The organism is Kluyvera genomosp. 2 (genome assembly GCF_036759865.1).
Taxonomy (GTDB): Bacteria; Pseudomonadota; Gammaproteobacteria; order Enterobacterales; family Enterobacteriaceae; genus Kluyvera; species Kluyvera ascorbata_B.
In genome coordinates, this window is the sequence record NZ_JAPKIA010000018.1 from 16,248 (window position 1) to 30,264 (window position 14,017).

The 14,017-nt window shown below is 56.1% G+C and carries 12 protein-coding genes and 1 riboswitch; of the genes, 8 read left to right on the forward strand and 4 right to left on the reverse strand.

Going from position 1 to position 14,017, the window contains the following annotated elements; all coding sequences use genetic code 11:
* Nucleotides 1–44 precede the first annotated feature (44 nt).
* Nucleotides 45–917: a 23S rRNA pseudouridine(2604) synthase RluF gene (gene rluF, locus V6942_RS18490; protein WP_182929657.1), complete on the forward strand. Its 873-nt coding sequence runs from the start codon at nt 45–47 to the stop codon at nt 915–917.
* On the opposite strand, the gene V6942_RS18495 is transcribed toward rluF, so the two are convergent.
* The 3 genes from V6942_RS18495 to rtcR form a co-directional block, all read right to left on the reverse strand.
* Nucleotides 914–1,186 (reverse strand): DUF3811 domain-containing protein, encoded by a 273-nt coding sequence (locus V6942_RS18495; RefSeq protein ID WP_333501637.1) that lies wholly within the window; start codon nt 1,184–1,186, stop codon nt 914–916. The genes rluF and V6942_RS18495 overlap by 4 nt on opposite strands.
* A gap of 145 nt (nt 1,187–1,331) precedes the next feature.
* Complete coding sequence (gene panS, locus V6942_RS18500) at nt 1,332–2,258, reverse strand: ketopantoate/pantoate/pantothenate transporter PanS (RefSeq protein ID WP_106928623.1); 927 nt, start codon at nt 2,256–2,258, stop codon at nt 1,332–1,334.
* A 111-nt stretch (nt 2,259–2,369) separates the two neighbouring features.
* Entirely contained in the window at nt 2,370–3,950 is a 1,581-nt protein-coding gene (rtcR, locus tag V6942_RS18505; protein ID WP_333501638.1) for an RNA repair transcriptional activator RtcR, read from the reverse strand.
* A gap of 448 nt (nt 3,951–4,398) precedes the next feature.
* Between rtcR and V6942_RS18510 the strand changes: the two genes are divergently transcribed.
* Together V6942_RS18510 and V6942_RS18515 are read left to right on the forward strand one after the other, a co-directional pair.
* Nucleotides 4,399–5,526 (forward strand): slipin family protein, encoded by a 1,128-nt coding sequence (locus tag V6942_RS18510; RefSeq protein WP_333501639.1) that lies wholly within the window; start codon nt 4,399–4,401, stop codon nt 5,524–5,526.
* 5 nt (nt 5,527–5,531) lie between these two features.
* Nucleotides 5,532–6,317 carry a nucleotidyltransferase domain-containing protein gene (locus tag V6942_RS18515; RefSeq protein ID WP_333501640.1) on the forward strand — a complete coding sequence of 262 codons (786 nt, stop codon included), beginning with the start codon at nt 5,532–5,534 and terminating at the stop codon, nt 6,315–6,317.
* Between the two features lie 42 nt (nt 6,318–6,359).
* On the opposite strand, the gene lysC is transcribed toward V6942_RS18515, so the two are convergent.
* A complete protein-coding gene (lysC, locus tag V6942_RS18520) occupies nt 6,360–7,712 on the reverse strand; it encodes a lysine-sensitive aspartokinase 3 (RefSeq protein WP_106928615.1) in 1,353 nt (450 codons plus the stop codon).
* Between the two features lie 93 nt (nt 7,713–7,805).
* Nucleotides 7,806–8,003, reverse strand: a riboswitch (Lysine riboswitch).
* A 244-nt stretch (nt 8,004–8,247) separates the two neighbouring features.
* Between lysC and pgi the strand changes: the two genes are divergently transcribed.
* The 5 genes from pgi to V6942_RS18545 all read left to right on the forward strand — a co-directional run bounded on the left by pgi (nt 8,248) and on the right by V6942_RS18545 (nt 14,015).
* The gene (pgi, locus tag V6942_RS18525) at nt 8,248–9,897 is read left to right on the forward strand and encodes a glucose-6-phosphate isomerase (RefSeq protein ID WP_182929652.1); all 1,650 of its coding nucleotides are present in this window, start codon (nt 8,248–8,250) and stop codon (nt 9,895–9,897) included.
* A gap of 336 nt (nt 9,898–10,233) precedes the next feature.
* On the forward strand, nt 10,234–10,485 hold the full coding sequence (gene yjbE, locus V6942_RS18530; RefSeq protein ID WP_035895200.1) for an exopolysaccharide production protein YjbE: 252 nt from the start codon (nt 10,234–10,236) through the stop codon (nt 10,483–10,485).
* A gap of 61 nt (nt 10,486–10,546) precedes the next feature.
* Nucleotides 10,547–11,185 carry a YjbF family lipoprotein gene (locus V6942_RS18535; RefSeq protein WP_333501641.1) on the forward strand — a complete coding sequence of 213 codons (639 nt, stop codon included), beginning with the start codon at nt 10,547–10,549 and terminating at the stop codon, nt 11,183–11,185.
* A complete protein-coding gene (locus V6942_RS18540; protein ID WP_333501642.1) occupies nt 11,182–11,919 on the forward strand; it encodes a capsule biosynthesis GfcC D2 domain-containing protein in 738 nt (245 codons plus the stop codon). The genes V6942_RS18535 and V6942_RS18540 overlap by 4 nt, the downstream gene beginning before the upstream one ends.
* Nucleotides 11,919–14,015, forward strand: coding sequence for a YjbH domain-containing protein (locus tag V6942_RS18545; protein WP_333501643.1), 2,097 nt, complete (start codon nt 11,919–11,921; stop codon nt 14,013–14,015). The genes V6942_RS18540 and V6942_RS18545 overlap by 1 nt, the downstream gene beginning before the upstream one ends.
* Nucleotides 14,016–14,017 lie beyond the last annotated feature (2 nt).

Below are 14,017 nucleotides of genomic sequence, written 5' to 3' on the forward strand. Positions count from 1 at the left end.
CTCACCCGTAAGGTAAGGTATATTCCGCTGCCAAAGGAGAATTTATGCTGCCAGACTCATCAACCCGATTAAATAAATACATCAGCGAAAGCGGTATCTGTTCGCGTCGCGAAGCGGATCGCTTTATCGAACAGGGCAACGTCTTTATCAACGGTAAACGCGCCACCATTGGCGACCAGGTTATGCCGGGCGACGTTGTGAAGGTCAACGGTCGGTTGATTGAGCCGCGTGAAGCGGATGATTTAGTGCTGATTGCGCTGAATAAACCTGTCGGCATCGTCAGCACGACCGAAGACGGCGAGCGCGATAACATTGTGGATTTTGTTAACCACAGCAAACGCGTCTTCCCGATAGGCCGTCTGGACAAAGACTCCCAGGGGCTGATTTTTCTCACCAACCACGGCGATCTGGTGAATAAGATTCTGCGCGCCGGCAACGACCACGAAAAAGAGTATCTGGTCACGGTTGATAAGCCGGTCACCGATGAGTTTATTCGCGGCATGGGCGCGGGCGTACCGATTCTCGGCACCGTGACCAAAAAGTGCAAAGTGAAGAAAGAAGCGCCGTTTGTCTTCCGTATTACCCTCGTGCAGGGGCTGAATCGCCAGATTCGCCGCATGTGTGAACACTTTGGCTATGAAGTCACGAAGCTTGAGCGTACGCGCATTATGAACGTGAGCCTCACGGGTATCCCGCTGGGCGAGTGGCGCGATCTGACGGACGATGAGCTGATTGACCTGTTTAAGCTGATTGAGAACTCCTCTTCCGAGGCGAAACCAAAAGCCAAGGCCAAGCCGAAAACCGCGGGGATCAAACGCCCGGTGGTGAAGATGGAAAAAACCAGCGAGAAACCGGCGCGCCCGGCGGGCAACGGTAAACGTTTCACCGCACCGGGGCGGAAAAAGAAAGGGCGTTAACGCCTGCCGCGTGTCGGCGTGTTCGCCGACCAGGAAAATGAACTCTCGGTATCCGGTTTATAAGCCTGCTGTTTCTTTAACTGGCGGGCTTTTTTCGCTTCCGCTTCGCGCTGTACCATCAGCTTATCGATGTACTCCTTTTTCACGCCGTTAGTTTCCGCGTTCGTCAACGGGCGGCCACGTGCGATGCGCGCGCGGTCGAGCAGGGTTTTCAGCTCGCGCTGTTCGCGCTCGGTCATCTCTTTTTGCGTAATGCGGGGGAGTGCCATAGGGAGTGCCCTCAATCGGATAGTTAACCCAGTGTACGGCAAAGGGGCAAATCTTTGTAGGCCGGATAAGGCGTTGACGCCGCCATCCGGCAAGGTGCGTTATTTAGCCCGATGGCGCTCCGCTTATCGGGCCGACTCTCGAGCGTTATTTGTCTTTTTTATCTTCGATTGGCTTTCCTGACCAGTATCCCGCCAGCAGCGATCCCGACAGGTTATGCCACACTGAGAACAGCGCGCCAGGCAGTGCGGCCAGCGGGCCGAAGTAGATTTTACCCAGCGCTGCCGCGAGGCCAGAGTTTTGCATGCCGACTTCAATCGCCAGCGTGCGGCAGGTCGACTCATCAAAGCCGAACAGCCGTCCGCCCCAATAGCCGCCGAGCAGACCGATTGTGTTATGCAGAATGACCGCGATAATCACCACAAACCCTACCGATGCGATATGCGCAGCAGAACCGGCTACCACGGCGCTGATGATGGCCAGAATGCACACCATGGAAAAGGCGGGCAGGAAAGGCTCGACCGCTTTGACCACGCGGGGGAACAGATGGTGAATGACCAGGCCCAGCGCAATCGGAATGACCACAATCTGCAATATACTCAACAGCATTCCCATCACGTCGACCTGAATATGCGCATCAACGTACAGGCGTGTCAGCAGCGGCGTCGCGATCACGCCGACCAGCGTGGAGACTGACGAGATGGTAACGGACAACGCCACGTCACCTTTCGCCAGATAGATCATCACGTTAGATGCCGTGCCGCTGGCGACGCTGCCGACCAGCACCATCCCGGCAGAAAGCTCCGGCGGCATATGGAAAATCAGCGCCAGCAGCCAGGCGGCAAGCGGCATCACCAGGTAATGCAGAAATATCCCCGCTGCCACCGGCGCCGGACGCGATAACACACGTTTGAAATCGTCAATCTTCAGGTGCACGCCCATGCCGAACATAATCAGCATCAGCAGCGAGGGGACCAGCGGGCCAATCGGCGTGAAGGTCGTGGGGGTGAAATAAGCGATAACGGAGAGCAGCAGCGCCCAAAGCGGGAACAGCCGGGTGAGAACGGCGAGCATGTTGTATTCCTTGCGATTTAAAGATGTTGTGTTGTTATAAAAAAGCCGGGTTCGAGCCCGACTATAGTTATTGTTTATCGCGTGATGGAATATTATTCAAACAAATTATGTTCATGTTGCGCTGCGGAGGTTTTCCCAGCTTAGCCCGAAACGAGCGAGATATTTGCGCAGGCGGTCTGCATCGTTGGGATTGGCTTTTTTCTGCCGCGAGACGGCAAACAGTTCGCGTCCGGCTTCCGACAGCGACGCGCAGCGGCGGCACACTTCCAGTACCGTTTCTAACTGGCGGCGATCGAACAGGTCAATGTCCATATTCAGTTCAGGCTGCGGAGTGGCTATCTGCCAACTCTCCTTTAGCAGCGCAATCTCTTCTTCGACAAGGGATAAGGTGATGCGACCTTGTTCGGCAAGCGTCGCCATACGCGCGATGGATGAACTTAGCTCGCGAAAATTGCCACGCCACTGTGCCTGTGAGGAACAGGCAAATGCCAGATAGTAAGCGCGGGCTTCTTTATCGAAACGGATTTGCGTCTGTTTGCTGCTGGAGAAACGTTGCAGCTCATACTCGACGTTCGGCGCGATATCTTCCCGCCGCTGCGCCAGACCGGGCAGGGCGAAGCTCCACATATTGATACGCGCGTAGAGATCCTCGCGAAAACGGCCTTCAGATACCCATTGCCGCATGTCTCGATGGGTGCCAGCAATCAGCTGAAAATCGCTGCGTACTTCTTTGTCTGACCCAAACGGGAAAAAGGTTTTTTCTTCAATTGCTTTGAGTAGCATGGCCTGCTCGTCCAGCCCCAATTCGGCGATCTCATCGAGAAACAGCACGCCACCATCGGCCTCTCGCAGCAACCCGCTACGCGCCGTGAGCGCACCGGTAAAGGCTCCCTTCACGTGACCAAACAGCGTGGACATCGCATTGTCGCCGCGCAGGGTTGCGCAGTTAACCGCCACCAGTTTTCCCGCCACCAGATGCCGCGACTGGCGTAGCTGAAAAATACGTTTCGCGAGGAAGGATTTGCCCGCGCCGGTAGGGCCGGTGAGCAGGATCGGGTCGGTCGAACGCAGAGCGACCCGCTCAATGCGATCGATCAGTTTATTGAAGGTGGCGTTGTGCGTATCAATCCCGGCTTTCAGAAAAGAGACCGACTGCTGCTGTTCGCGCTGAAAACGACTGGTGAGCGTGGCGTAGCGGCTTAAATCGAGATCGATAACCGAGCAGACGCCAGCGGCGACGGCCTCATCTGATGAACCGCGTGGCGCCGGGCCGGTTTGCAGCAGGCTGGCGGGCAGGTAGCGCGCTTCCGTCAGCAAAAACCAGCAGATTTGTGCCACGTGAGTGCCGGTGGTGATGTGCACCAGATACTCTTCGTTTTCCGTATCAAATTCATAATGCGTGGCAAAGTCGAGAAACGCGGCGTAGACCTCTTCAAAGTCCCACGGATCGTTAATGGTGACGGCATGCGGGCGAACATGGGTGTGCGGCGAAAGCAGCGCGACGTCTTCAATCAACCTTTGCGCCATGCTCTCATCGCGTGGCTGGTGGAGGAGTTCCAGCCTGTCGACAGGGAAATCGGGTTGTTGGCATAGCCCAACCGTGGGTCGCCACTTCTTAAACCGATTGGCCCGCTTGCCGCGCTTATCGAGCACCGTTCCCAATACGCCAATCACTACCCGTCGCTTCTTCATGGTTTATCCAAAAAGATAAATAAGAGAATAAAAGATAAAAAAATTAACCCGTCGAGACAACCGCCATTATTGGCGTTAATAATTAAAATTATAAAAATCAATTAATTAAAAATTAAATATGCCTGTTTTAATTCCTGGCACGCTTCTGGCAATAACTCTTACGTCAATCACGCTGAAAGCGCAGGGGGTTAAACCCCGCCGGCACGTCAGGAACGGTACAGGCTGTTTTCCGGGCGCGTTCCGTCAGCCGATGACACACAGTGGGTTCGATTCCCAATTTCATCCCCGAATGAAAACGGGTTGTTAATCATAGAAATAAAGCGGAGCGATGTGCAGTTAGCACGCTCCAGAACAGGCTGCCGGTAATGATGCCGTGTGACAGGCAAAAGGGAATTCCCCTGTCGCTTCGCCCCTGCACCCGCGCCTGACTCACAATAAGGAATAAAAAATGATGAAAAAAATCACTATTCGTAAAGGCCAGCTTGGCCTGTTATCCCGACAGGGTGATTACTATCAGGTACTGGATGCAGGTGAACACCGTTTGCCATGGTTTAACACTCCGGACGTTCTGGTAATCAATACCGATGGCAGCGAAATTCCGGAAGCGCTCGCGGAGTATTTACGTCGCTTCCAGCCTACATGGGTGGAGCAGTACTGTGTGGTAGCTGATTTAACCGATACTGAAGCAGGTGCGCTGTATGTGAACGGCGTCTTGCAGGAAATTTTGCCACCGGCAACGCGCCGTCTGTACTGGCAGGCCGATGAAGCGCTGAAGCTGGTACGGATGGATACACGTCAGGTTTTGGTTCCTGTTGACGTGATGAACGCGGTGTTACAGCCCCGTCGCAGCGGTGCGGTGAAAGGTCGCGAAGCTATCTTAACGGTGCAGATCCCGGCGTGGCACGTCGGTGTACTGAAAATTGATGGCGAAACCCGGGCGCTGTTGCCGCCGGGGCTAACCGCATACTGGAAGGTAAACCATCTGATTGAAGCGGAAGTGGTGGATACCCGTTTGCAGGTGCTGGAGGTTGGCGGCCAGGAGATACTGACCAAAGATAAGGTCAACCTGCGTTTAAACCTGGCGGCGAACTGGCGTTATAGCGATGTGTTGCTGGCATTTGGTCAACTGACTAAACCGCTGGATCACCTTTACCGTGAATTGCAGTTTGCGCTGCGTGAAGCGGTGGGAACGCGCACGCTGGACGAATTGCTGGAAGATAAGCAGGTGATCGATGAAGTGGTGAGCGCGCAGGTGAAAGCCCGTATGACGCCGTTTGGTATTGAGGTGGCTTCACTGGGGGTGAAGGATATTGTCCTGCCCGGCGATATGAAGGCTATTTTATCGCAACTGGTTGAAGCGGAAAAATCCGCCCAGGCCAACGTGATCCGACGTCGTGAAGAGACTGCCGCCACGCGATCGCTGTTAAATACGGCAAAAGTGATGGAAAACAACCCGGTAGCGCTGCGCTTAAAAGAACTGGAAACCCTCGAAAGAGTTGCTGAGCGCATCGATAAAATCTCGGTGTTCGGGGGCCTGGATCAGGTGCTGCACGGTCTTGTGAACATAAAAGGATAAGAATAATGAGCGACAACACAGTGGACGGCGCAATGCGCGAACGGGTATTGCGCCAGCTAAAAGAGGTTGAGCAGCGCTATGGCGTCAGGGTGCTGTATGCCTGTGAATCCGGCAGCCGTGGCTGGGGATTTGCCTCGCCGGACAGCGACTACGACGTGCGATTTCTCTATGTTCATCCCCCTGAATGGTATCTGCGGGTCGAAGCGCCACGCGATGTTATCGAGCTGCCGATAGATGATGAGCTGGACGTGTGCGGCTGGGAATGGCGCAAGGCGCTGGGGTTACTCAAAGGCGCAAACCCGACGCTTATCGAGTGGCTGGATTCGCCGGTGGTCTATCAGCAGGATGACGCGACCGTGTCGGTGCTGAAAGCGTTGGTGCCCAAATGGTTTTCTCCGCTACGTGCCCGCTGGCACTACTACTCGATGGCGCGGAAAAACTTCCGTGGTTATTTGCAGGGTGACGACGTGCGATTGAAGAAGTACTTCTACGTTCTGCGACCCCTGTTGGCGGTGCGTTGGGTGGAAGCGGGCAAGGGCGTGCCGCCAATGCGTTTTGCCGAGCTGCTGGCGGGAAGTGAACTGGATGCGCCATTGCGTCAGGAAATCGACGAATTGCTGGCGCGCAAACAGCGGTCAGGTGAGGCTGAGTATGGTCCGCGTCGTCCATTGTTACATGCGTTTATCCGCGGCGAACTGGAGAGAGGAGAAATCCCACCGACCTTACCAGACAGCCGGGAAGGGGATGTCCGGGCGCTGGACAGACTGTTATATGATACGGTGATGCGCTGAAAATGCCCGATGGCCTAAGAACCATCGGGCGTTGACGTCTACTCACTCAAACAAATTATGGTGCAGCTTCTGTACCACCTGCTCGGCTTCCGCACCCGGCACCAGGAAGCACAGGTTATGGCTGGACGCGCCGTAGCAAATCATTCGAATGTTGAACGGCTCCAGTACGCCGAACACCTCTTTACCCACGCCGCAGGCTTTGGACAGGTCGTTGCCAATCAACGCCACCAGCGCCAGGCCTTCTTCGACTTCCACACGGCACAGCGCCGACAGTTCCATCAGCAGCGACTGCGTCAGCAGGGTGTCGCCGGTTGACGTTGAGCCGGTCGTGTCGAGCGTCAGCGCGACGCTGACCTCTGAGGTGGTGATCAGATCCACCGAAATATTATGGCGTGCGAGGATGCCGAATACCTCCGCGAGGAAGCCGCGTGAGTGCAGCATGTTGAGGCTGTGCAGCGTCAGCAGCGTTTGCTTACGGCGCAGCGCCAGCGCGCGGAACAGCGGCGGATTGGCGGTTTCGTTGCACACCAGCGTGCCGCCCGCTTTGGGATCTTTACTGGAGCCGACAAACACAGGAATGTCGCTGCGTACGGCTGGCAGCAACGTGGCCGGATGCAGAACCTTCGCGCCGAAGGTCGCCAGCTCGGCGGCCTCTTCAAAGGCAATTTCATCAATACGTTTCGCCGCAGGCACCACGCGCGGATCGGTGGTGTAGATACCGGGAACATCGGTCCAGATATCGACGCGGGTGGCGTGCAGCGCTTCGCCAAGCAGGGCGGCAGTGTAATCGCTGCCGCCGCGGCCCAGCGTGGTGGTACGACCCTTGCTTTCGCTGCCGATAAAGCCCTGAGTGATCACCAGGCCTTCTTCAAGACGTGGCGCTAACTGCTGCGCGGCCAGTTCGGCCAGCGCGGCCACGTCCGGCTCGGCGCGGCCAAAGCGGTCGCTGGTGCGCATGACTTTACGCACGTCGAACCACTGCGCCTGAACCTGACGTTCACGCAGAATTTCAACGAATAATAAGGTCGACATCAGCTCGCCGTGGCTCACCAGTTCGTCGGTCAGCGCGGTAGACGTTTCTGCGCAGGCGGCTTCCGCCAGCGTCGCGAGATTTTCCAGCAGGCGTTCAATTTCATCGCGAATGACGGCAGGGTTTGCCAGCCGTTCCAGCACGGCGTACTGAATGGCGCGAATGGCGTCCAGCTTAGCCACGCGTTCGGCTGGCTCCAGCCCTTCGGCCAGCGCAACCAGCAGGTTGGTGACGCCTGCGGAGGCAGACAGCACGACGAGACGCACGTTGGCGTCGGAAAGCACCACATCGGCGCTGCGATTCATAGCGTCAAAATCGGCTACGCTGGTACCGCCAAACTTGGCGACGACTACTGCTGCTGTCATATGAACCTCGTGTCAGGGGATTTTTATTATTCAGCCTTGGCACAAGGGAAGAGCGAAAGACGGGTGGGCGCAGAGCGATAAACAACTACGATTTCACCCAGAAGTGCTCCACCACTTGCGAAACGCCCGACTGCGAACGCTTCTGGTGACAACCCAGGGGATTCAGCCCCTGTAGCCGATGTTGAACGTAACCTGTTGTTCAGCCATCTCGGCGTTGCTCCCCTTCAGGTGTTTTCACAGGATGGGTTCCTCCAACACCGTATACCTGGGCAACGCGCCTCTTCTGGCCTGCGCATGCGCAGGTAGTACATTTATAAATAAAGGGTTAGCGGGTCGCTTGTCAACGCTGGGGTTATGCGGATTTTTCATGCGCCATAGCCCCACAGTAATGCGGCTTATGAAGGCTATACTTTTGTCTGTTTTATGCGCAATTTTCTCATCCCTTAGGGGGATGACATTAAAACCATCACAATTTTTTGTGACAGGCGCTACAATCGAGGACAGTTACGATTTTTAAATCAGAAGGGTATTGCTAATGAAAAACATTAACCCAACGCAGACCGCTGCGTGGCAGGCACTACAGAAACACTTCGATGAAATGAAGGACGTTACCATTGCGCAACTGTTCGCCGAAGATGGCGACCGTTTCAGCAAGTTTTCCGCCACCTTCGACGATCAGATGCTGGTCGATTTCTCCAAAAACCGCATCACCGAAGAGACCCTGGCTAAGCTGCTGGATCTGGCCAAAGAGACCGATCTGAGCGGTGCCATCAAGTCCATGTTCTCTGGCGAAAAGATCAACCGCACCGAAGACCGTGCCGTGCTGCACGTGGCGCTGCGTAACCGTAGCAATACCCCGATTATCGTTGATGGCAAAGACGTGATGCCGGAAGTGAACGCCGTGCTGGAGAAGATGAAAGCTTTCTCTGAAGCGATCATCTCCGGTCAGTGGAAAGGCTACACCGGCAAATCCATCACTGACGTGGTGAACATCGGTATCGGCGGCTCCGACCTCGGCCCCTTCATGGTGACCGAAGCGCTGCGCCCGTACAAAAATCACCTGAACATGCACTTCGTCTCTAACGTCGATGGTACCCACATCGCCGAAGCGCTGAAAAACCTGAATCCGGAAACCACGCTGTTCCTGGTGGCGTCTAAAACCTTCACCACTCAGGAAACCATGACCAACGCCCACAGCGCGCGCGACTGGTTCCTGGCAAGCGCAGGCGACCAGAAGCACGTGGCAAAACACTTCGCCGCGCTGTCTACCAACGGTAAAGCGGTGTCTGAATTCGGTATCGATACGGCCAACATGTTCGAGTTCTGGGACTGGGTTGGCGGCCGCTACTCTCTGTGGTCCGCGATTGGTCTGTCTATCATTCTGTCCGTGGGTTACGACAACTTCGTTGAGCTGCTCTCCGGCGCGCACGCGATGGACAAGCACTTCTCCACCACGCCGGCGGAGAAAAACCTGCCGGTACTGCTGGCGCTGATCGGCATCTGGTACAACAATTTTTACGGTACCGAAACTGAAGCGATTCTGCCGTACGACCAGTACATGCACCGCTTTGCCGCGTACTTCCAGCAGGGCAACATGGAGTCCAACGGTAAGTACGTTGACCGTAACGGCAACAAGGTTGAACACCAGACTGGCCCAATCATCTGGGGCGAGCCGGGCACCAACGGCCAGCACGCGTTCTATCAGCTGATTCACCAGGGGACCAAAATCGTTCCGTGCGATTTCATCGCCCCGGCCATCAGCCACAACCCGCTGACTGACCATCATCCTAAGCTGCTGTCTAACTTCTTTGCCCAGACCGAAGCGCTGGCGTTTGGTAAATCTCGCGAAGTGGTTGAGCAGGAATACCGTGACCAGGGTAAAGACCCAGCAACCCTGGACTACGTGGTACCGTTCAAAGTGTTCGAAGGCAACCGTCCAACCAACTCCATCCTGCTGCGCGAAATTACCCCGTACAGCCTGGGTGCGCTGATTGCCCTGTACGAGCACAAAATCTTCACCCAGGGCGCTATCCTGAACATCTTCACCTTCGACCAATGGGGCGTAGAGCTGGGTAAACAGCTGGCTAACCGCATCCTGCCGGAGCTGAACGATGATAACGCCATCGACAGCCACGATAGCTCCACCAACGGTCTGATCAACCGTTATAAATCCTGGCGCGCGTAAGGTTATATATTCTCAATGCCGGCGTAATGCCGGCATTTTTTTGTCAGATAATTCCGTATATCCTCATTTTCTGAATTATATTGATATTGAGCATAATCCTAAATATCATCTATCCCAGATGTATGTTTCGGATTAACCGTATATTGCCATTCTTAAATTAATATATAACACGCTGTTATTTATTGGTATTTTATTTTCTTATCTTTCATTTTCATATTTTCCGAAAAAACCTCCCCTTATTTCCCATCACCGAATTCCGTGCATTTGGTTGTGTATACTCGATGACGCCTGAATATTCTCAGGTACATATCCATTCATCTAATGAAGGGAATACGTATGAAGAAAATCCTCTATGGCATTTTTGCCATATCGGCGTTTGCTGCGGCAAGCGCCAGCGCGGCACCGATTGAAACAGGTGAAGCAGCTGGTGCAGCAGCAACGTCAGTGTCGGCCGGGAGTTCAACCGCCACCAGCGCCAGCACCGTAGGTTCTGCGGTCGGTATGGCGCTGGCAGCGGCTGGCGGTGATGGTTCCAACACCGGGACCACCACCACGACCAGTACGACAACCACCACCCGTACTCAATAAAAAACGGTACGTTAATCCTAACCACACTTCGGTGTGGTTATTTTGCCCCTGGAGAAGCGTCGTGAAGCGACTTGTTATTCCCCTTATTTGCCTGTTGCTTCAGGCGTGTTCACCCAGCACCAAGGGACTGGGGAAATCGCTTTGGCAAAGCGTATCCGGTGAGTCGGGCGTACAGCTTACCGACGATGAAATCCAGACCATGCCATACGCCAGCCAATATATGCAGCTTAACGGCGGACCGCAGATCTTCGTGGTGCTGGCGTATTCCGAAGAGGGTCAGCAGAAATGGCTGACGCAGGACCGGGCAATGCTGGTGACACAGCATGGACGCCTGGTAAAAACCAAGCTGGCGGGCGACAACCTGCTCACGGTGAATAACCTCGACAACGACCCGCTGGCCCGCCCGAACCAGATAACCGACGGCGCGCGCTGGACGCGGACCATGGGCTGGACCGAGCATCAGCAGGTGCGCTATGCCACCGCCACGTCCACCTTCCACTGGGATGGCAACGACACGCTGACCCTGTCGGGCCAGGACACCGCCGTACGTGTGCTGGAAGAAGAGGTGAGCACTTCTGAAGCGAGCTGGCGCAACCGCTACTGGGTCGACAGCGAAGGGCAAATTCGCCAGTCGGAACAATATCTCGGCGCAGGAACCTTCCCGGTAAAAACCATGCTTATCAAGGCGGCGAAATCATGAAAAAACCGTTAATTATCGCCGCCATGCTCAGCGCTATCTCCTTTGCCGCTCAGGCGGCAGGTACCGTCGAGGTTCATATGGCGGGCGTTGAAAAGCCGCTGACCTTAACCCACGCCGAACGACTGGCCGACCTGGTCGGGCAACCGAGGCTGGCGGGAAGCTGGTGGCCCGGCGCGGCGATCGCCTCTCCGCTGGCAACTGCGCAAGCCGAGCGTGAACATCAGGCGCTGCTGGCAGAACTGGCCGCGCTTGCGGCGGATGAGGGCGGCAGCGAGGCGGGGGCGATAAATGCCCTGCGCAACCAACTGCAGGCCATCCCGGTGACCGGGCGTTTATTAGTGCCGCTGGACCCTGACACCGTGCGGGTCCGCAGTAAAAATAACCCGCCGCTCGAAGGCCATTACACCCTGTGGCTGGGGCGCGAACCCTCTACCATCACGCTGGTGGGTCTGGTGGATAAACCGGGAAAAATCCCTTTCACGCCGGGGCGCGACGCGGCCAGCTACCTCGATGATATCAGCCTGCTCAGCGGCGCGGATCGCAGCTACGCCTGGGTGCTTTATCCGGACGGGCGCACGCAAAAAGCGCCGGTGGCGTACTGGAATAAGCGGCACGTTGAACCGATGCCCGGCAGCATTCTGTTTGTCGGCTTTGCCGACTCACGGTGGACGAAAAAATACGAAGCGCTGAACGCTGAAATCCTTCGCTCCCTGTCGCAGCGGAGACCTGAATAATGAAAAAAGCTTGTCTTTACAGCCTGCTGGCCCTGTCGGTTAGCGCGGCGTGCCATGCGGAAACGTTTCCCGCCCCTATCGGCCCCTCGCAGTCAGACTTTGGCGGCGTAGGCCTGCTGCAAACCCCAACGGCACGCATGGCGCGCGACGGCGAGTTCAGCCTGAACTATCGCGATAACGATCAGTACCGCTATTACTCCGCCTCTGCCCAGCTTTTCCCGTGGCTGGAAACCACGCTGCGCTATACCGATGTGCGCACCAAAGACTACAGCAGCGTGGATGCCTTCTCCGGCTCGCAAACCTACAAAGATAAAGCCTTCGACGTGAAGCTGCGCCTGTGGGAAGAGAGCGACTGGATGCCGCAGGTGGCGGTCGGCGCGCGCGATATCGGCGGTACCGGCCTGTTTGACTCGGAATATATTGTTGCCAGCAAAGCCTGGGGGCCGTTCGACTTTACTCTCGGCTTAGGCTGGGGTTATCTCGGCACCAGCGGTAACGCCACCAACCCGTTCTGCTCCTACAGCGACAAATACTGCTACCGCGATAATCGCTATCGTAAAGCGGGCTCGGTTGATGGCAGCCAGATGTTCCATGGCCCGGCGGCTTACTTTGGCGGTATTGAGTACCAGACGCCGTGGCAGCCGCTGCGTCTGAAGCTGGAGTATGAAGGTAACAACTACCAGCAGGACTTTGCTGGCAAGCTCGATCAGAAGAGCAAAATTAACGTCGGCGCTATTTATCGCGTTACCGACTGGGCCGATGTGAACCTCAGCTACGAACGTGGCAATACGGTGATGTTCGGCTTTACCCTGCGCACCAACTTTAACGATCTGCGTCCGTCCTATAACGACAACGCGCGCCCGACCTATCGACCTCAGCCGCAGGACCCTATCCTCCAGCATTCGGTAGTGGCAAACCAGTTGACCCAGCTTAAGTACAACGCGGGCTTTGCGGCGCCGAAAATTCAGGTGCAGGGCGACACGCTGTACGTCACCGGTGAGCAGGTGAAGTATCGTGATTCGCGGGAAGGGATCGAACGCGCCAATCGGATCATCGCCAACGATCTTCCGGAAGGGATCCGCACGATCCGCATTACCGAGACGCGGCTGAATCTGCCGGAAGTGACCACGGAAACCGATGTAGCAAGCCTGCAACGGCATCTCGCCGGGGAGCCGCTGGGGCAGGAGACGCCGCTGGTGCAAAAACGCGTCGCGCCGATCGTGCCGGATAAAACCGAGCAGGGCTGGTATATCGACAAATCGCGCTTTGATTTCCATATCGATCCGGTGCTGAGCCAGTCGATCGGCGGGCCGGAAAGTTTCTATATGTACCAGGTCGGCGTCATGGGCTCGGCTGACTGGTGGGTGACTGACCACCTGCTGACCAGCGGTAGCCTGTTCGCTAACCTCGCCAATAACTACGGCAAGTTTAATTACACCAACCCGCCGAAGGATTCGGCGCTGCCGCGCGTGCGTACGCACATCCGCGAATACGTGGAAAACGATGTCTACGTAAATAACCTGCAGGCCAACTACTTCCAGTATCTGGGCAATGATTTCTACGGCCAGGTCTACGGCGGCTATCTGGAAACCATGTACGGCGGCGCGGGGGCGGAAGTGCTCTATCGTCCGGTGGACAGCAACTGGGCCTTTGGCCTGAACGCCAACTACGTGAAGCAGCGTGACTGGCGCAGCGCGCAGGACATGATGAAGTTTACCGACTACAGCGTGAAGACCGGGCACCTGACCGCCTACTGGACGCCGTCGTTTGCTCAGGATGTGCTGGTGAAAGCCAGCGTCGGGCAGTATCTGGCGGGAGATAAAGGCGGCACGCTGGATATCTCGAAACACTTCGACAGCGGCATTGTGGTTGGCGCATACGCCACCATTACCAACGTCTCTGCGGATGAGTATGGCGAAGGGCAGTTCACCAAAGGGGTCTATGTGAATATCCCGATGGATCTCTTCACCTCCGGCCCAACCCGCAGCCGCGCGGTTGTTGGCTGGACGCCGCTGACGCGCGACGGTGGTCAGATGCTGGGACGTCAGTTCGAGCTGTACAACATGACCGGCGATAAGAGCCAGAACTTCCGCTGACG